Annotated in this window: 9 protein-coding genes; 2 read left to right on the plus strand and 7 right to left on the minus strand. The window is 74.7% G+C overall.

The annotated features are described in order from the left end of the window. From ACFVWY_RS29155 to ACFVWY_RS29180, 6 genes are all read right to left on the minus strand, one after another. Window positions 1–4,803, minus strand: coding sequence for a hypothetical protein (locus tag ACFVWY_RS29155; protein ID WP_389877649.1), 4,803 nt, complete (start codon window positions 4,801–4,803; stop codon window positions 1–3). A gap of 62 nt (window positions 4,804–4,865) precedes the next feature. Then, a complete protein-coding gene (locus ACFVWY_RS29160; protein WP_389877650.1) occupies window positions 4,866–5,795 on the minus strand; it encodes a hypothetical protein in 930 nt (309 codons plus the stop codon). 106 nt (window positions 5,796–5,901) lie between these two features. After that, window positions 5,902–7,428, minus strand: coding sequence for a hypothetical protein (locus ACFVWY_RS29165; RefSeq protein ID WP_389877652.1), 1,527 nt, complete (start codon window positions 7,426–7,428; stop codon window positions 5,902–5,904). A gap of 79 nt (window positions 7,429–7,507) precedes the next feature. After that, window positions 7,508–11,116: a hydantoinase B/oxoprolinase family protein gene (locus ACFVWY_RS29170; protein WP_389877654.1), complete on the minus strand. Its 3,609-nt coding sequence runs from the start codon at window positions 11,114–11,116 to the stop codon at window positions 7,508–7,510. A 138-nt stretch (window positions 11,117–11,254) separates the two neighbouring features. Further along, window positions 11,255–12,673, minus strand: a complete 1,419-nt coding sequence (locus ACFVWY_RS29175) for a HEAT repeat domain-containing protein (RefSeq protein ID WP_389877655.1) — start codon at window positions 12,671–12,673, stop codon at window positions 11,255–11,257. 219 nt (window positions 12,674–12,892) lie between these two features. Continuing rightward, complete coding sequence (locus ACFVWY_RS29180; protein WP_389877657.1) at window positions 12,893–13,285, minus strand: ankyrin repeat domain-containing protein; 393 nt, start codon at window positions 13,283–13,285, stop codon at window positions 12,893–12,895. Window positions 13,286–13,589: 304 nt separating this feature from the next. Between ACFVWY_RS29180 and ACFVWY_RS29185 the strand changes: the two genes are divergently transcribed. Both ACFVWY_RS29185 and ACFVWY_RS29190 read left to right on the plus strand, forming a co-directional pair. Further along, entirely contained in the window at window positions 13,590–13,784 is a 195-nt protein-coding gene (locus tag ACFVWY_RS29185) for a hypothetical protein (RefSeq protein WP_018103962.1), read from the plus strand. Window positions 13,785–13,821: 37 nt separating this feature from the next. Next, the gene (locus tag ACFVWY_RS29190) at window positions 13,822–15,435 is read left to right on the plus strand and encodes a hypothetical protein (protein ID WP_389877659.1); all 1,614 of its coding nucleotides are present in this window, start codon (window positions 13,822–13,824) and stop codon (window positions 15,433–15,435) included. A gap of 22 nt (window positions 15,436–15,457) precedes the next feature. Here ACFVWY_RS29190 and ACFVWY_RS29195 read toward each other — a convergent pair whose 3' ends face one another. Next, window positions 15,458–16,960 (minus strand): PLP-dependent aminotransferase family protein, encoded by a 1,503-nt coding sequence (locus tag ACFVWY_RS29195; protein ID WP_389877660.1) that lies wholly within the window; start codon window positions 16,958–16,960, stop codon window positions 15,458–15,460. Window positions 16,961–17,002 lie beyond the last annotated feature (42 nt).

The raw sequence follows: 17,002 nt of genomic DNA on the forward strand, positions 1-17,002 counted from the left end.
CTACGCGCCGCCCGGGTCGGCGGGGGTGGCGGCGCGCTTGAACATCCGGGTGGCGGTGATCTCGCCGTGCACCGTCTCCCCGTTCGGGTCCTGCTGCGGCAGCCCGGGGCGCAGATGCTCCTCCACGCTGATGTACTTCAGCCCGGCCCGCAGGTCCGCGTCATTGCGCAGGCGGATGACCAGCGGGAACTCGGCGAGCGCGGTGGTGTCGAAGAGGCCGGTCGTGTACAGCAGCTGCACGCCCAGGGCATCGGACACCGCGCGCTGGAGCTCCAGCAGGTAGGTGGCGTTGGCGCGGCCGATGGGGTTGTCCAGGAAGAGGGTGCCCGCGTGCCGGTGCTGGTGCCGGTCGCGGCCCCGGTCGTTGCTGCGGAGCGCGGCCATCGTGCAGTAGAGGGCGATGGCCGCCGTCAGCAGCTGGCCGCCGGAGAAGACGTCGCCCATCTGCCCGACCGGGACGCGCTCGGCGCGCAGCACCGCGTCCGGCTTCAGGATCTCCACGGCGATGCCCTTGGGTTCCAGCGCTGCCTGTACACCGCGCAGCAGCAGGGACATGCCGTCCCGGCGCATGTCGGAGTTCTTCTTCAGCGCGGCACGGGTCGCCTCGTCGACGACGTCGCCGAGCCGCTCGGTGAGCGTCGCCTGGTCGGGTTCCTCGAAGCGGATGCGGAGGAATTCCTGACCGGACCACTCCCCCAGGCCCTCGGGCAGCTGGGAGAGGCGCTGGGCGGAGCGGAGGGTGGTGAGGGCGGACTCCACCAGGCCGCGGAGCCGGTCGACGATGGAGTCGCGGTTGCGTTCCAGCTGGGCCAGCTCGTCGGTGAGCACCCTCAGCCGGGGCGCGAAGGCGGCGGCCCACTTCTCGGCGTGCTCGGGCAGCGCCGCGGCCGGGAGTTCGCGGATCTGCTGGCGGGCGGGGGTGCGGACCTGCTCGTAGCGGGTGGAGTTGGCATGGCGTACGAGGACGTCGCTCGCGTCCCGTACGGAGCTCTCGGCGGCGGACAGGTCCGCGGCGCAGCCGCGCAGCGAGCGCCGGGCCTCGGCGGCGGACTGGCGGGCTTCGCCGAGGCTTCCGGGGTAGGGCTCGGGGGCCTCGGGGTCGTCCTCCGCGCCGTGGTCCCTGAGCAGGTCGCGCAGGAGGGCCGCCGTCTCGTCGAAGCCGCCCGCCGAGTCCTCGGCGGTGCGGTGGGCGTGCAGCAGCTCGGCGTGCGCGGCGCGGGCGGTGTCCAGGGTCGCGGTGGCGGAGGCCAGCTCGCCCGTGGCGGTGCGCAGCAGGGTCTGGGCCTGCTCCGCGTCCGCGGGCACCAGCTCCTCGGGAAGGTCGGTGTGGTGGGGCTCGCCGTCGGCCGGGGCCAGGCGCTCGGCCTCGCCGCGGAGCCTGCCCAGCTGTTCGCTCGCCGTGGAGGCCCTGGTCTCCAGGAGCTGGACCAGGGATTCGGCGCGGGCGGCGGCGGCCTGCCTGGAGGGGCCGTCCGCGCCGTCGGTGCCTTCGAGGAGCTGCGCGGCGCGGGTGCGGACCTTGTTGGTGAGCCGGTCCAGCTCGGCGAGGGCGGCGCTCTCGTCGCTCTCCGCGCGGGCCTGCTCGGCGCGCAGGTCAGCGCCTACGCCGACCTTCTCGTACAGCTGGGAGGCGGCCCGGTACGCCTCGCGCAGTGCGGGGAGCGAGGGGCGCGGGCCGTCGTCCGCGGGCTCGGGAAGGTGTTCGGGGGCGCCCGCGATCTCCGCCCGTTCGGCGCGCAGGGCACGGGCGGTGCGCCGGGCGTCGTCGGCGGCGCGCTGGGCGGCGCGGCGGTCCTCGTCGGCGGCGCGGGCGCGCTCCAGACAGACGGTGGCACGGGCTTCGGACTCGGCGGCCTCGTCGATGAGTTCACGGAGCTTGAGCTGCCAGCCCGCCCGTTCGCGGAGCCGGTGCGCGAGACCCGCGAGGGCGTCGGCGGCGCGGCGGGCGCGCTGGGCTGCCTCCTGGCGCTCCTCCCGGACCCGGGCGGTGTCGGCGGCGGCCTCGTCCGCTTCGGCACGCACCGTGCGGGCTTCGGCCAGCTCGGCCCCGGCGGCCCCGGCGAGGGCACGGGCGGTGCGGGCGCCCTCGGCGAGCTCGGCGAGCGTGCCGGGCGGGCAGTCGGCTCGCCAGGAGCCGATGCGGGCGGCCAGGGAACGGTCCGCGGCAAGGCGGGCGGCGAGGGCGCGGATGTCCTCGTCACGGGCCGCGGCCCTGCTTCTGAGGGCCTGCCGCTCCTCATCGGCCGCGTGCTCGTCGTGCATCGCCGGGTTCGGCGGGACCAGGAACACGCCCTCCGTGCCCTGCGCCGGGCCGGTTCCCGGGGGCGGGACGGGGGCGAGCAGCGCGGCGGCGGTGCCGACGGCGACCGCGGAGCGCGGCAGCAGCGCGGCGCCGCTCAGTGCCTCGCGGGCGCGGGCGTGCGCGTCGGGGTCGGTGATGACCACGCCGTCGACCAGTTCGGGGCGGGCGGCGAGGACGGCCGCGTGGTCGGCGGGGTCGACGGCCTGGGCGAGGTAGCGCCAGCCGGGCAGTGCGGGGATGCCGTGCTCGCCGAGGTACTCGACGGTGGCGAGGACGTCGGGCCCGGGGGGCAGCAGCCCGCCGTCGCCGAGTGCGCCGAGGATGCGGGAGTCATCGGCCGCCGCGGTGCGCAGTTCGAACAGACGGCGTTCGGCGGAGGCGATGGACTGGTCGAGCAGTTCGCGCAGTTCGTCGGCGCTGCGGTCCAGCTCCTGCGCGGTGAGGGGCCCTTCGTCGCCCTGTTCGGCGATGGCCGTGGTGGTGCCGGTGCCCGCGGTCCGTGCGGACGGGGCCGTACGGCCGGGCTCGCCGGGCCCGGCGGCCGGTTCACCGGTGGCGGGCCGCCGGTCGGTCCCGGTGCCGTCCGTGCCGTACGGGGCCTCCGGCTCCGGGCCGCCGGCTCCGCTGCGGGGCCGGGGCACGCCGGTGCCGGGGCCCGCGGGCAGCCCGAGCAGGTCGGCGAGCCGGGGGGCGGCGGCGATCGACTCGGCGGCCCTGAGCTCGGCCTCGTAGGACTGTTCCGCGGCGTGGGCGGCGTCGGCGGCGCGGGCGGCGGCGAGTTCGGCGCGGCTCTCCGCGGCGGTGGCCTCCCGGGCCGTGTCGGAGGCCGCCCGGGCGGCCTCCCGGGCCGTGTCCCAGGCGGCGACGGCGGAGGTCTCGGCGTCGCTCGCGGCGAGGGCGGCCCGTGCCGGGTCGGCGTCCGGCGCGGTGTCGTCGAGCCAGCCCGCCCGTACCGCCTGGGCGGTCTCCTGCTCCACCTCGGTGAGGCGCTGGCGCAGGTGCCCGGCCTCGCTGCGGGCGCGCTGGGCCTCGGTGGCGGCGGTGGTGGCGTCGCGGTGGGCGGTCTCGCCCTCGGTCTGGAGGGTGGCGGAGCGCTCCTCCTCCTCGTTGGCGAGCGTCTCACCGGCCTCGGCGGCGGTGTGCAGGGCCTGGACGAGGTCGGCGGCAGCCGTGGCACGGGCGGCGAGGGCGGGCGCGGCGTCCCGCTCGGCCTCGCGGATGGCGACGGCGACCCGGGCGGAACGGTCGGCGGCGGCCCGGTGGCGGAGCACCGCCTCGGCGGCCTGCCAGGCGGAGTGCAGGGTACGGGCGTCGCTCAGCTCGCGGCGCTGGGCGGCGGCGCCCTTCTCGGCCGCGGTCAGCGCCAGGGAGGCGTGCCGGTAGGCCAGTTCTGCGGCGATCAGGGCGCTGCGGCCGCGGGCCTGTTCGGCCGTGGTGACGGTGTGCGCGGCGGCGGTCACCTGCCGGGCCAGTTCGGCGGTGCGGCCGCGTTCCTCCCCGGCGCGGGCAACGAGCCTGCGGGCGAGCGTACGGGTGCGGCGTTCGGCGCCCGCGTGGATGTCCCGGGCGCGGGAGCGGATGCCCGCGGCCTCCACGATCCGGCCGAGGAGGTCGGCGGAGCCCGCGGTGAAGTCGCGTTCGGCGGTCAGCTCGGCGCGGCGGCCCAGCTTGTTGCCGAAGCCGCTGACCAGGTCGGCGAGGCCGTCGGTGTCACGGGTGTCGGTGACTGCGCGCAGCAGCAGGTCGGTGAAGTCGGAGTCCTTCTTGACCGCGAAGAGCCCCGCCGCCTCGCCCTCGTCGGCGTTCATCTCGCGCTGGTAGCGGAAGAGTTCGGGGTCGAGGCCGAGGTCGCCGAGGTGCTCGTTCCAGCGGTCGTGGATCTCTTCCCAGTGCACGTCGAGGTGCTGGTAGAACTTGCCCGCCTCGGTGAGCGCGTCGCGGAATCCCTTCATCGTGCGCCGCCGGCCGCTCGCGCCGGAAGCGCCTTCGGCGGACGGGCGTACGGAAGTGGCCTCGGCGACCGGCAGGGAGTCCAGGCTGAGGCCGGGGCCGGGCCGGAAGGAGTACCAGGCCTCGGCGAACTTGCGCGGGTCGTTGGAGACCTGACGGCCGCGCCATTCACTGACCTTGCCGACGACCACGCACTCGCCGGTGAGGGTGTGCTGCCACTCCAGGGCGACGTGCCCGCAGTCGTCGGCGAGGAGGAACTTGCGCAGTACGCCGGAGCTGGCGCCGCCGAGGGTGTTGCGGTGGCCGGGAAGCATCACCGAGAAGATCAGCTTCAGCAGCACCGACTTGCCGCCGCCGTTCTCCAGGAAGAGCACGCCCGCGGGCGCGGGGCGCCGCGGCGGGCCGACCGGCTCCTCCTCGAAGAACTCCGCCTGGGCCGGGGCGGGATGGGGCACGGGTTCGCCCACGCCCCGCAGGTCAAGCACGGTGTCGGCGTAGCGCGCACCGGCAGGCCCGATGGAGTAGAGGCGGACCCGGGACAGCTCGTACATGGCGGCGGACTCTCGTCGTTCAGAAAGCGGCAGGCGAAGGAAAGGGGGGGTGGGGCGGCCGGTCAGGCGTGGAAGGGCAGGCCCGCGTCGGCGGCCAGCTCCAGGTCGTCGGTGCCGGGCGGCGGGAGCAGGGTCGCGGTGCCGTCGGTGACCGGTACGACGCCGAGGTCCAGCAGTTCGGCCATGGCGGCGCCGCCTGCCATGTCGCGGACCTGGAGCTGGTAGCGGGCGGTGGTGCGGAAGGCGCCTCCGGCGTCGTCCCCGGTGCGCTGGAGGAAGCCGGAGTCGGTGAGGAAGGCGACGGCCTTGCCGACGATGCCGGTGGTGGAACCGGCCAGCCGCCGGGCGTCCTTCGTGGCGCCGGTGGAGCTGCGGCGGGCGTAGATCCGCCAGGCGGCCTCCAGCCCGGGGGCGTCGGTGGCGGGGTCGGTGTTGTCGCCGTGCTCGGCGGCGCGCTCCTCCAGGCGGTGGCAGGCCTGGCGTACGAAGGAGTCGACGCCGTTGACCGTGATCCGGCCGATGTACGCGTCGTCGGCGAGGTCCTCGGGGCGGGGGAAGGACATCGCGGCGACGGCGAGGTGGGCGAGCCCGTGCAGGAAGCGGTCGGCGGAGTCGGAGGAGGCGCGGCGGGCGTAGTCGCCCATGCGGACGGCGAAGACGGAGTCCTCGGCGGCGGTCACGGCCATGCCCGCGCGGGTGGAGACCTCCAGGACGACGAGGCCGAGCCCGCTCGCCACGGCGTCGGCGAGCCGGGCGAAGGCGGGCTCGTCCCGGTAGCGGCGGAGCAGTTCGGCGTACTCGGCGTCGCGCGCGGGCAGCAGCTTGGGCTGAAGACCGAAGGCGACGAGCCGGGCGGCGTCGGCGGCGTCGGCCGGGGTGACGGGGGGTGCGGCGGCGGGGCCGGGCTGCTCGGCGGGGCCGGTGCCCTCGGGGGCGTACGCGGTGGTCGGCTCGCTCCACGCGTCGGTGTGCTGTGCGCGGTGCTCGCTCACGACTGTCGCTCCTTGCTGCGGAAACACTTCGGTACGGGGTGGACGGCGCGGGCTCTCGCCGTGGACGCCCGGGGCGGCGCGGCCGGAGCCTGCCGGGTCGCGGTGGTCATGACGCCTCCGAGCGGTCCGCGGCCATCCCGGCCGCGTCCAGCAGGGCCGTGCCCACTATCAGGTCGGCACCGCCGAACTCCGGGTCGTCCAGCGGGGTGCCGTCATCGACGGAGAACAGCAGCCGCTGCTCGCCCTGCCGGTAGGCGGTGCCGACCGGCGGGCTCGCGGCGTGCACCGCGAGCAGGGCGACCAGGTAGGGCAGCTCGGGGTCGCGGCGCCGGGCCTCGGCCAGGAGCCCGGACAGGCGGCGCGGGGCGTCGTGCTCCAGGTCCAGGAGCTCCGTGGCGCTGGCGAGCTGCTCCTCGCTGAATCTGCTGTCGTCGGGGGTGGCGATCAGATCGGGCTCGGGCATCTCCACGCCCAGGTGCTCCCGCTCCAGGGGAGGGGTGAGCAGCATCTCGACCAGGTCGCCCACCCGCACCGAGGTGGGGGTGCGCAGGCCGGTGCCACGGGCGAAGAAGGCGTCGGTGACGCGGATCGCCTGCTCGACGGGGAGCGGCAGCAGCGGGGCGACCAGCTGGCCGTACAGGTCGAGGCCGGTGCGGCCGGCGGGGGTGGCGAACGCCTGCCGGTCCTGCTCGGCGCGGAAGAGCGGTCCGGCCTCCAGCAGGCGGGACTGGAGCTGGGTGTGGCGGCGGATGCAGTCCTTGACGATGTCGACCAGCTCGGCGGCGCGGCGCTTGTGCTCGGGCTCCTCCGCCTCGTCGCGTGCCTTGCGGATGTTGGTGAGGATCGCGTTCTCGTGGCGGTAGCGGTCGGCCACGTGGTCCAGCGCTTCGGCGATCATGTCGGGCACGGCGTTGAGCCAGTCGACCGCGCGGACGTTGCGCCGGGTGGCCTCCAGGGTCTTGCGGAGGGTTTCCGCGTACTGGACGGTGCGGTACCGGGCCTGCTCGGCGGCGAGCTGCGCGTCGGCGAGGCGGCCCCGGCTGATGAGGACCTCCAGCTTCACCTCGGCGGCGATCTGGGCGCTGGTGACGTCCGTGTCGAGGGCTCCGACCAGGACGTTGACCGCTTCGTCGGTGGCCCGGAGGTAGACCGTTCCGCCGTATCCGGGAACCTCCTCGATCAGCTTGAAGTCGTAGTCGCGGCGGACGTACACCCCGTCGGGGCCGAAGGTGCCGTACACCGCGCGGAATCCCCGGTCCACGCTGCCGACGTTGACCAGGTTCTCCAGGACCCAGCGCGCGACGCGCTCGTGCTCGGACGCGGGGCGGTGGGGGGCCTGGGCGGCGACGCGGGGAAGGAGCCTGGTCACTATCTGGTCGTGGTCCGCGCCGGTGTCGAAGTCCATGTTGAGGGTGACCAGGTCGATCGCGGCGAGGGCGACCTCGGCCATCGCGTAGACCGTGTACTCACCGGCCAGGTTCGCCTTGCGCACGTCGAGGTCGTGCAGCGGCGCCGTGCAGGCGAGCGCGCGCAGCCGCCGCGAGAGCCCCTCGTCGGCGGCCGGGCCCGGGGCGGGCCTCGGCCCCGCGCTGAGCTGGGGCGCGGCGTTGTCCGTGTAGGCAGGCGAAGTCACGGTGCACAGATTAGGTCCTCGCACGGACAACGGTCGAAACGGCGCAGAAGCGACCCGGCCGTGAGGCACCGGGCAGATTTTACGCGGTGCCGTAGCCCCCGCCGCCCGGGGTGCGCAGCACCAGGACGTCGCCCGGCCCCAACTCCGCGGTGTCGCAGCCGTGCAGGGGCGTGTCGGGCCGCCCGTCCGGGTGCTCGACGTGCTGTTCGCCGAGCGCGCCGGGCCCGCCGCCCGCCATTCCGTACGGCCGGACCCGGCGGTGGCCGGAGAGCAGGGTCACGGTGACGGGTTCCAGGAAGCGGAGCCGCCGTTCCACGCCCCGGCCGCCGTGCCAGCGCCCGCGGCCCTCACTGCCGTCGCGCACCTGGAAGCTCTCCAGCAGGACGGGGTAGCGCCATTCGAGGATCTCGGGGTCGGTGAGACGGGAGTTGGTCATGTGGGTCTGCACGGCGTCGGCGCCGTCGAAGCCGTCGCCCGCGCCCGAGCCGCTGGCCACGGTCTCGTAGTACTGGACGCGTTCGTTGCCGAAGGTGAGGTTGTTCATGGTGCCCGAGCCCTCGGCCTGGATGCCGAGGGCCCCGTACAGGGCTCCGGTGACGGCCTGGGAGGTCTCCACGTTGCCCGCGACGGTGGCCGCCGGGTGGACCGGGGCCAGCATGGAGCCCTCCGGGATACGGATCTCCAGGGGTTTGAGGCAGCCGCTGTTGAGCGGGATGTCCTCGGCGACCAGGGTGCGGAAGACGTACAGCACGGCTGCCATGACGACGGACCGCGGTGCGTTGAAGTTGCCGGGCTGCTGGGGCGAGGTGCCGGTGAAGTCGACGACCGCGCTGCGCGCCTCCCGGTCCACGGTGAGGGCGGCGGCGATGACCGCGCCGTTGTCGGTCTCGTAGCGGTAGGCGCCGTCGTGGAGCCGGGCGATGATCCGGCGGACGGATTCCTCGGCGTTGTCCTGCACGTGTCCCATGTACGCGGTGACCACATCCGGTCCGAACTGGTCGGTCATGCGCCGCAGTTCGGTGATGCCCTTCTCGTTGGCGGCGATCTGGGCGCGCAGGTCGGCGAGGTTGGCCTCGGGGTCGCGGGAGGGATGGGCGGCTTCGGTGAGCAGGGCACGTGTCTCGTCCTCGCGGAACCTGCCGTCGCGGACCAGCAGCCAGTTGTCGAACAGCACGCCCTCCTCGTCGATGGTGCGGCTGAAGGCGGGCATGGAGCCGGGGGTGATGCCGCCGATCTCGGCGTGGTGTCCCCGGGAGGCCACCAGGAAGCGCGGCTTGCCGCCGTCGCCGTCGCCGTCGAAGACCGGGGTGACCACCGTGACGTCGGGCAGGTGGGTGCCCCCGTGGTAGGGGTCATTGACGGCGTAGGCGTCGCCGGGCCGCATCGTGCCGCTGTTGCGCCGCAGCACCTCCTTGATCGACTCCCCCATCGAGCCGAGGTGGACGGGGATGTGCGGGGCGTTGGCGATCAGGTTGCCGTCCGTGTCGAACAGGGCGCAGGAGAAGTCGAGCCGTTCCTTGATGTTGACGGAGTGGGCGGTGTTCTCCAGCCGCACGCCCATCTGCTCGGCGATCGACATGAAGAGGTTGTTGAAGACCTCCAGCATGACGGGGTCGACCCGGGTGCCGACGGCGGTACGGTCCGGGCGGGGGCGGGCCCGGGTCAGCAGCAGGTGTCCGGTGCCGGTGGGGGCCGCCTGCCAGCCGGGGTCGACGACGGTGGTGGCGTCCGCCTCGGCGATGACGGCGGGGCCGGTCACGGTGTCGGCGGGGCGCAGTTCCGCGCGGAGATGGAGCGGGGTGTCCTGCCAGCGGCCCTCGGCGTACATCCGTACGGTGTCGCGCGGGCGCGGCTCGGTTCGGGCGGCGGGCGGGGGCTGGGCCGGGGGCCCGGCGGGGCGGCCCGCCGCACCGGTCGCCTCGACCGTCACGGCTTCGACGACCAGCGTCTTGTCCATGGTGAACGCGTACCGTGCGCGGTGTTCGGCGCTGAAGGCGGCGGCCATGGCGGGCGCGGTGTCCAGGTCGACGGCGAGGCTGGAGTCCGTGCCCGCGTAGCGCAGCAGCACCCGGGCGCGCGTGCGGATCGCGTGGTCGGGTACGGAGTCGGCGCGCAGGTCGGCGCGGGCGGCGGCGGCCAGTTCCCCGCAGAGGTCCCGGACCCCGGCCGCGGCCGCTGCGGTCAGTTCCGCCTCCACCGACCGTTCGCGCATCGCGGTGGCGTCGGCGAGGCCGATGCCGTACGCGGAGAGTACGCCCGCGAGCGGCGGTACGAGCACGGTGTCGATGCCCAGGAAGTCGGCGACGGCGCAGACGTGCTGGCCACCGGCGCCGCCGAAGCCGGTGAGGGCGTAGCGGGTGATGTCGTGTCCGCGCTGTACGGAGATCTTCTTGACCGCGTTCGCCATGCTGAGCACGGCGATCTCCAGGAATCCGGCGGCGATCCGGGCGGCCGTGTGCCGGGTGCCGGTGGCGCGGGTGACGTCCTCGGCGAGTGCTTCGAAGCGTTCGCGGACCAGGCCGGCGTCGAGCGGGAGGTCGCCGCCGGGGCCGAAGACGGCCGGGAACCAGGCGGGCTGGACGCGTCCGAGCAGCACATTGGCGTCGGTCACGGTCAGCGGGCCGCCGCGGCGGTAGCAGGCCGGGCCGGGGGCCGCGCCCGCCGAGTCGGGGCCGACCCGCTGGCGGCGGCCGTCGAAGTGGAGGACGGAGCCGCCCCCGGCCGCGACGGTGTGGATGCTCATCATCGGGGCGCGCATCCGTACCCCGGCGACCCGGGTGCCGAGTTCGCGCTCGAACCCGCCCGCGTAGTGCGACACGTCGGTGGAGGTGCCGCCCATGTCGAAGCCGATGACCCGGTCGTACCCGGCCTGTTCGGAGGTGCGGGCCATGCCGACCACTCCCCCGGCCGGGCCGGAGAGCACGGCGTCCTTGCCCCGGAAGTGGGCGGCTTCGCGCAGCCCGCCGTTGGACTGCATGAACAGCAGCCGGACGCCGTCGAGTTCGCCCGCGATCTCGTCGACGTAGCGGCGCAGGATCGGTGAGAGGTAGGCGTCGACGACGGTGGTGTCGCCGCGCGGTACGAGCTTGATCAGCGGGCTCACCTCGTGCGAGCAGCTGATCTGGGTGAAGCCCGCCTCGCGGGCGGCGTCGGCGACGGCGCTCTCGTGCCGGGGGTGGCGGTAGCCGTGCATGAGGACGACGGCGGCGCTGCGCAGTCCGTCGGCGTGGGCGGCACGCAGCCGTGCGGTGACGGCCGTCCGGTCCACAGGGGTGAGGACCCGGCCGTGGGCGTCGATCCGCTCGGGGACCTCGATCACCCGGTCGTAGACGGCTTCGGGCAGCAGGATGCGCCGGTCGAAGAGGCGGGGCCGGTTCTGGTAGGCGATGCGCAGGGCGTCCCGGAAGCCTTCGGTGATGACCAGGACGGTCGGTTCGCCGCGCCGTTCCAGCAGGGCGTTGGTGGCGACGGTCGTGCCGATCCGTACGGCGTCGATCCGGTCGGCGGGAACGGGCTCGGCGGGGCCGAGGCCGAGTACGGCCCGGATTCCGGCCACGGCGGCGTCGCGGTAGCGCTCCGGGGCGTGGGAGAGCAGCTTGCGGGTGACCAGGTGTCCGTCGGGGGCCCGGCCGACGATGTCGGTGAAGGTCCCGCCCCGGTCGATCCAGAACTCCCAGCGTCCGGTCATCCCTCCATACTGGCGCGCGGCACGGCCGACGGCGCGAAGGGCGGGCCCGGAAGGGGTGGGGCCGGAAGGGGTGAGGGCCGGTGGGACCGGCCGTACGCGCCGCGCGCCCCCCGACGCGCGTCGCTGTGCATCACTCGGTCAGACCGCCGGGGCGTCGGGTCCGATCCGGCTGCGTACCGCCGTCTGCACCTCGGCCTCCTCGGCGGGATCGGCCGCGAGGCGGCGCAGTCGCTCGGCGACCCTGATGTCGCCGGTCTCCGCGTGCAGTGCGGCGACCTCGCGGGTGGTCTCCTCGCAGTCCCACAGGCACTCGACGGCGAAGCCGGTGGCGAAGGAGGGGTCGGTGGCGGCCAGGGCGCGGGCCGCCCGGCCCCGCAGGTGCGAGGAGGAGGTCTCGCGGTAGACGTGCCGGAGTACGGGGGCGGCGCAGGCGATGCCCAGCCGTCCCGCGCCGTCCACCAGCGTCCACAGGCGGGGCTCGTCCGGCCCCGTGCCGCGCACGGCCTCGCGGAGCGCGGCGAGGACCACCGTCGCGTCCTGGGCGCCGCCCCGGCAGGCGAGCACCCCGGCCGCGGAGGCGCCGAGGGCGTCGGGCCGCCGGGCCCAGCGCCGGGCACGCTCCACCGCCGCGTCCCCGCACATCCGCTCGAAGGCGGCGATGGCCGCGTCGGCGACGGTGCGCGAGGCGCAGACCGCACCGGCCTCGATCAGGTCGAGCACCACCGGATCCCCGGCTTCCGCCAGGTAGTGCAGGGCGGCGCCGCGGGCGCCCTCCGGGCCGCTGCGGGCGGCCTCGACGAGCGTGGGCCGGTCCTCGGGACCGGCGACGGCCGCGAGGCAGCGGGCGGCGGGCACATGGAGGGTGCTGCCGCGTTCGAGTCCCTGCTGGGCCCAGTCGAAGACGGCCTGGACGCTCCAGCCGGGACGGGGTCCGCCGGGCCTCATCTGGCGCTGCCAGCGGTCGAACGAGCCCTGTTCCGAGGCGGCCCGGACCCGGGCACCGACCTCCGCGCGCGGGTCGTCCGCCCAGAGCCGCCAGGGGCGGGGCTCGTAGGCGTCGCGCACCGCGGCGGCCAGCTCGGCGGCGCCCTCCGCGGTGGCCGGGAAGCGGCCGAGGACGGGCACGGCGAGGCCGCGGAGCCCCGCGTCATCGTCGCGCAGGGCCAGCTCGTCCAGGGCCCAGGCCCAGTTGGCGCCGGTCGCGGCGTAGCGCCGCAGCAGGGCCAGGGCGTCACCGCGTCCGTACGCGGCCAGGTGGCCGAGCACGGCGAGGGCGAGTCCGGTGCGGGAGTCGTCGGTGTCGAGGTGGTCGTCGGGATCACACAGGTGGCGCTCGATCTCCTCGATGCCCCCGTCGAGGTCGAGATACAGGCGCGCGTAGTAGAGAGAGCGGTTCTCCACCTGCCAGTCGTGACGCGGATCGCTCAGGACGCAGTGGTTGAGGGCCGCCAGGGCCTCCGGGCGGGGTGCGGCGAGCGCGTGGAGCGTGCCGTCGCCCCGGCCCCTCTGCAGCAGGCCGAGCAGCGTGCCGCTCGGCGCTATGAACGGATCAAACATGGAAAATGCCTCACATCAAGCTGTCGACGCAATCGGGACTGTGCCGTTCCAAGTGCCGGGTGGGCACTACGCCGCGCAGCAACATGATCGGCCGACCGTCGTCTTCTGCTTGGTGTAGACCATTTCCCTCTGCCTCTCGTCGGTGGCCCGGAGCCGGGCCCGCGACGTCATGATGACCCAGCCATTTCGCCACCGCGACCACATTTACGGCGTACCCGGTCAGCGGGCGCCGAAGCGTTCCAGCAGGTCGGCCTTGCCGAACATGCGCGCGGTGTCGACGGCGGAGGGGGTTCCGGCGACGGGGTCGGCCCCGGCGGCGAGAAGGGCGTCGATCACCGCGTCCTCGCCCTTGAAAACGGCACCGGCGAGCGGCGTCTGCCCGCGGTCGTTGGCCCGGCCCGGGTCGGCACCGCGCGCCACGAGCGCCGTGACGGCCGCGGCGTGCCCGTGGTAGGCGGCGAGCATCAGCAGCGAGTCGCCCCGGTCGTTGGTGAGGTTCACGGGGACGCCCGCGTCGACGTACGCGGCGAGCGCGTCCGTCTCACCGCGGCGCGCGAGGCCGAAGACCTTCGTCGCCAGCTCGACCACTTCGGGATCGGGGATTTCGCTCATCGGACGGACCGCCTCTCTCTCGCCGTTCTGCACCACTGCCGACCTGCCGGAACGTACGCCATGGGGCCGTACGAGTGAACCGACAGGGTACTGCCCGCCCGGGTCACGTGCCCCGGGCCGACCCTGGCAAAGGATCACGGACGGTACGACCCCGCCACCGGACATCCCGCCCGGCGGCCCGCCCAGACAGCCGATCAAGTGAAAATAATGACTTTTCACCCGAACACAGCTTTTGTCATATAGATACTTCCGGTGATCCTGGAAGGACTCATGGTGACCGTCCCCCCAACCAGGAGAACCTCTCATGATCCTGTCCATGTCAGGCGTCGTCATCCTCGGAATCATCGTCTTCCTCTTCTTCAGGAAGGACGGCCTCAAGGCCTCGCACGCCCTCGTCACCGCGCTGTTCGGCTTCTATCTGGCGGGCACCGCCATCGCCCCGAGCATCACGGCGGGCGGCGCGAGCCTCGCCGGCCTTCTGGGCGGGATCAAGTTCTGACCCCCCGCGACCGCTTCCACCCCTTCAGGAGACCGACGTGGCCCGGCGACCACTCCCCCGCATTCTGAGCAGCGGCAGCGCCTCGATCACGCGCAGCCGAGAGTTCGCGCGCACGGCCGCCGACAACGCCACGGACATCCTCCATCCGCTGATCACGGTCACCCGCGGTCTGCGGCTGCTGGCCGCAGCCGGACGGCAGAGGTGGGCCGCGACGCCCAAGGACAAGCGCGGCCCCGCGCTGTTCGTCGTCGCGGCCTGCCTGTTCGGTCTGGCCCTCATGCCGTTCGGAGGGCTGATCACCCTGGTGACGGTGATGGGCGCGGCGGCCTGGAAGGGCCGGGAGCGGACCGTCGCGAGGACCGGCCCCGCCGAGGCGGAGGCCACGCGGCTGCGCTCCCTGTACGAGGCGCTCGTGCCGTACTTCAGCGTGCCCGACGACCCCGGTCCGCTCTACGCGCACGGCGGCGACTGGGAGAAGGTCTTCAGCGACTACGCCTTCGACGGCGACGGGCGGCCCACCCGGCTCCGGGTGACCTACCCCGCGTACTTCACCGACGGGGAGACCGCGTCCCGGGCCCGGATCGAGCAGCTGCTGCACGCCAAGTCGGGCCGCGGCCGCGAGTACCGCTTCACCTGGGACGAGGAGGACAACCAGCTCCTCATGAACGTCCTCGGCGCCCTGCCCACCTCGATCGGCGCCCAGCGCTTCGTGACCTCCCCCGGCGAGACCGTGCTGGGCTTCACCGACGGCGAGGCGGTGCAGCGCACGGTCCCGGTGCACGACGGCGACCTCACCCGCGACGCCCCGCCCGTCGTCTGGCGGACCGGCGCCCGCTCCACCGAACCGCATCTGCTGGTGGCCGGGCAGCCCGGCAGCGGCGCCACGACCCTGGTGCGCTCACTCGCCCTCCAGGCACTCCAGCACGGCGACATCCTGATCGTCGAGGCCGCCGCGACGGGCGAGTACGCCTGTCTGACCGGGCGCGACGGTGTGCTGGCCGTGGAGTGCGAACCGGCCGGCGCGCTGGCGACCCTGGAGTGGGCGGCCCACGAGACGGAACGGCGGCTGCTCGCCGCGAGCCGGGCCCTGCAGGCGGGACATCCGCTGCCCGACGACATCAGGCGCCCGCTGTGGATCCTGCTGGACCGGCCCGGCCTCCTCGGCCGCCTCGCCGCCGCGAGCGGCCGGCCCGACCCCCTGGAGCTGCTCCAGGTGCCACTGCGGCACGGCAGGGCGACCGGTGTCACGGTGGTCCTGGCCGATCAGTTCGACAGCCTGGACGCCCTCGGCGAGAACGTGCGTGCGCATCTGCGGGCCCGGGTCGTGCTCGGGCGGTGCTCCCGCGAGGAGGTGGCGTCGGTGCTCGGCGCCGGGCCGGACACCACCCCGGCGCCGGAGATCCCTCCCGGCCGGGGCTACGCGCGCCTCGGCACCGGTCCGGTACTGCGCCTCCAGGTCCCGGCCACGCCCGATCCGTACGACGAGACCACCGGCGAGGCGCACCGGCAGGCGGTACTCGGGCTGCTCCCCGGACGGCGCGACGCGGCCGCGGCGCCCGGGACCGCGCGGACGGCCGCCCCCGAACCGGCTGGCGTCCCGGAGCCGCTGCTGCCGCGCGCCATCTCCGAGGGCCTGGCGGTCACCGACTGACCGCGGCGGCACCGCGGACCGGTCAGGCGACGAACGTACGCGGCGCCTCGGCCCCCGCGCCCGCCCCCGAACCGACCAGCCGGGCCGCCGCCGCGAGCCGGACGGCCGCCTCGTCCGCGACCGGCCCCGCGACCGTGAACGGCAGCCGCACGTACCCCTCGAAGGCGCCGTCGACGCCGAACCGGGGGCCGGACGGAACCCGGACACCGACCTGCTCCCCCGCCACCGCCAGCCTGGACCCGGAGAGCCCGCCCGTGCGCACCCAGAGCGTCAGGCCGCCGCTCGGGACGGTGAACTCCCAGTCGGGCAGCTCCCGGCGGACGGCGGCGACGAGCGCGTCCCGGTTCTCCCGCGCCTGTTCCCGCCGCAGCCGCACGGCCTCCTCCCAGCCACCGGTGCGCATCAGCCAGTTCACCGCGAGCTGTTCGAGGACGGGCGTGCCCATGTCGGCGTAGGCGCGGGCGGCGACCAGGCTGCGGATCACGTCCGGGGCGGCGCGCACCCAGCCGATCCGCATACCCGCCCAGAACGCCTTGCTCGCCGAGCCGACCGTGATCACGGTGGAGCCCGCCGGGTCGAAGGCGCAGACCCGGCGCGGCATGCTCACCCCGGCATCGAGGCAGAGCTCGTTCATGGTCTCGTCGGCGACCAGGACCGTCCCCGCCGAGCGGGCGGCGTCGACCAGCTCGCGCCGCCGGTCCTCGTCGGCCAGGGCGCCGGTCGGGTTGTGGAAGTCGGCGACGACGTAGGCGAGGCGGGGTGCCGCCTCCCGCAGGACCTGCCGCCAGCGGTTCATGTCCCAGCCGCCGAGCCCCTCCTCCATCGCCACCGGCACCAGCCGGGCACCCGCCTCCCGCATCAGCTGGAGGATGTTGGCGTAGCTCGGGGACTCCACCGCGATCCGCTCGCCGCGGCCCGCGAAGAGATGACAGATCGCGTCGATGGCACCCATGGCACCGGTGGTGACCATGATCTGCTCGGGCATGGTCGGGATGCCGCGCCCGGTGTACCGCTCGGCGATCATCTGCCGCAGCGCGGGCAGACCGGCCGGGTAGTCGCCGTGGGTGTGGGCGTACGGCGGCAGTTCCTCAATGGCGCCCTGTACCGCCCGGGTCAGCCACGGCTCCGGGGCGGGCAGCGAGGCGCAGCCCAGGTCGATCATGGAGCCGAGGGACTCCGGGGGCAGCGGCTCCAGGCCGCGTGCGGGCAGCGGGTTGCCCGCGGGCACCGCGGTCCAGCTGCCTGCCCCGCGGCGGGACTCCAGGAAGCCCTCGGTGCGCAGCGCCTCGTACGCGGCGGCGACGGTGGTGCGGCTCACGGAGAGGGCGAGGGCCAGTTCGCGTTCGGCGGGAAGGCGTGCGGCGACCGGCACCCGGCCCTCCAGCACGAGCAGGCGGATGCCGTCGGCCAGCGCCCGGTAGGCGGGCGGGCGGCGGGCGCCCGGCCCGGCGGGCCGCGACTGCCGCTGCGCCTGGAGCTGGCGAGCCAGCTGCGCCGCCCCGACCGCCGAAGTCCACTCAGCCATGGAAATCAGTCCACCTTCCTCGGATTGGCCATAGTTGGTAGC

Origin of the sequence: Streptomyces sp. NPDC058195 (genome assembly GCF_042883525.1) — a bacterium.
Lineage (GTDB): Bacteria > Actinomycetota > Actinomycetes > Streptomycetales > Streptomycetaceae > Streptomyces.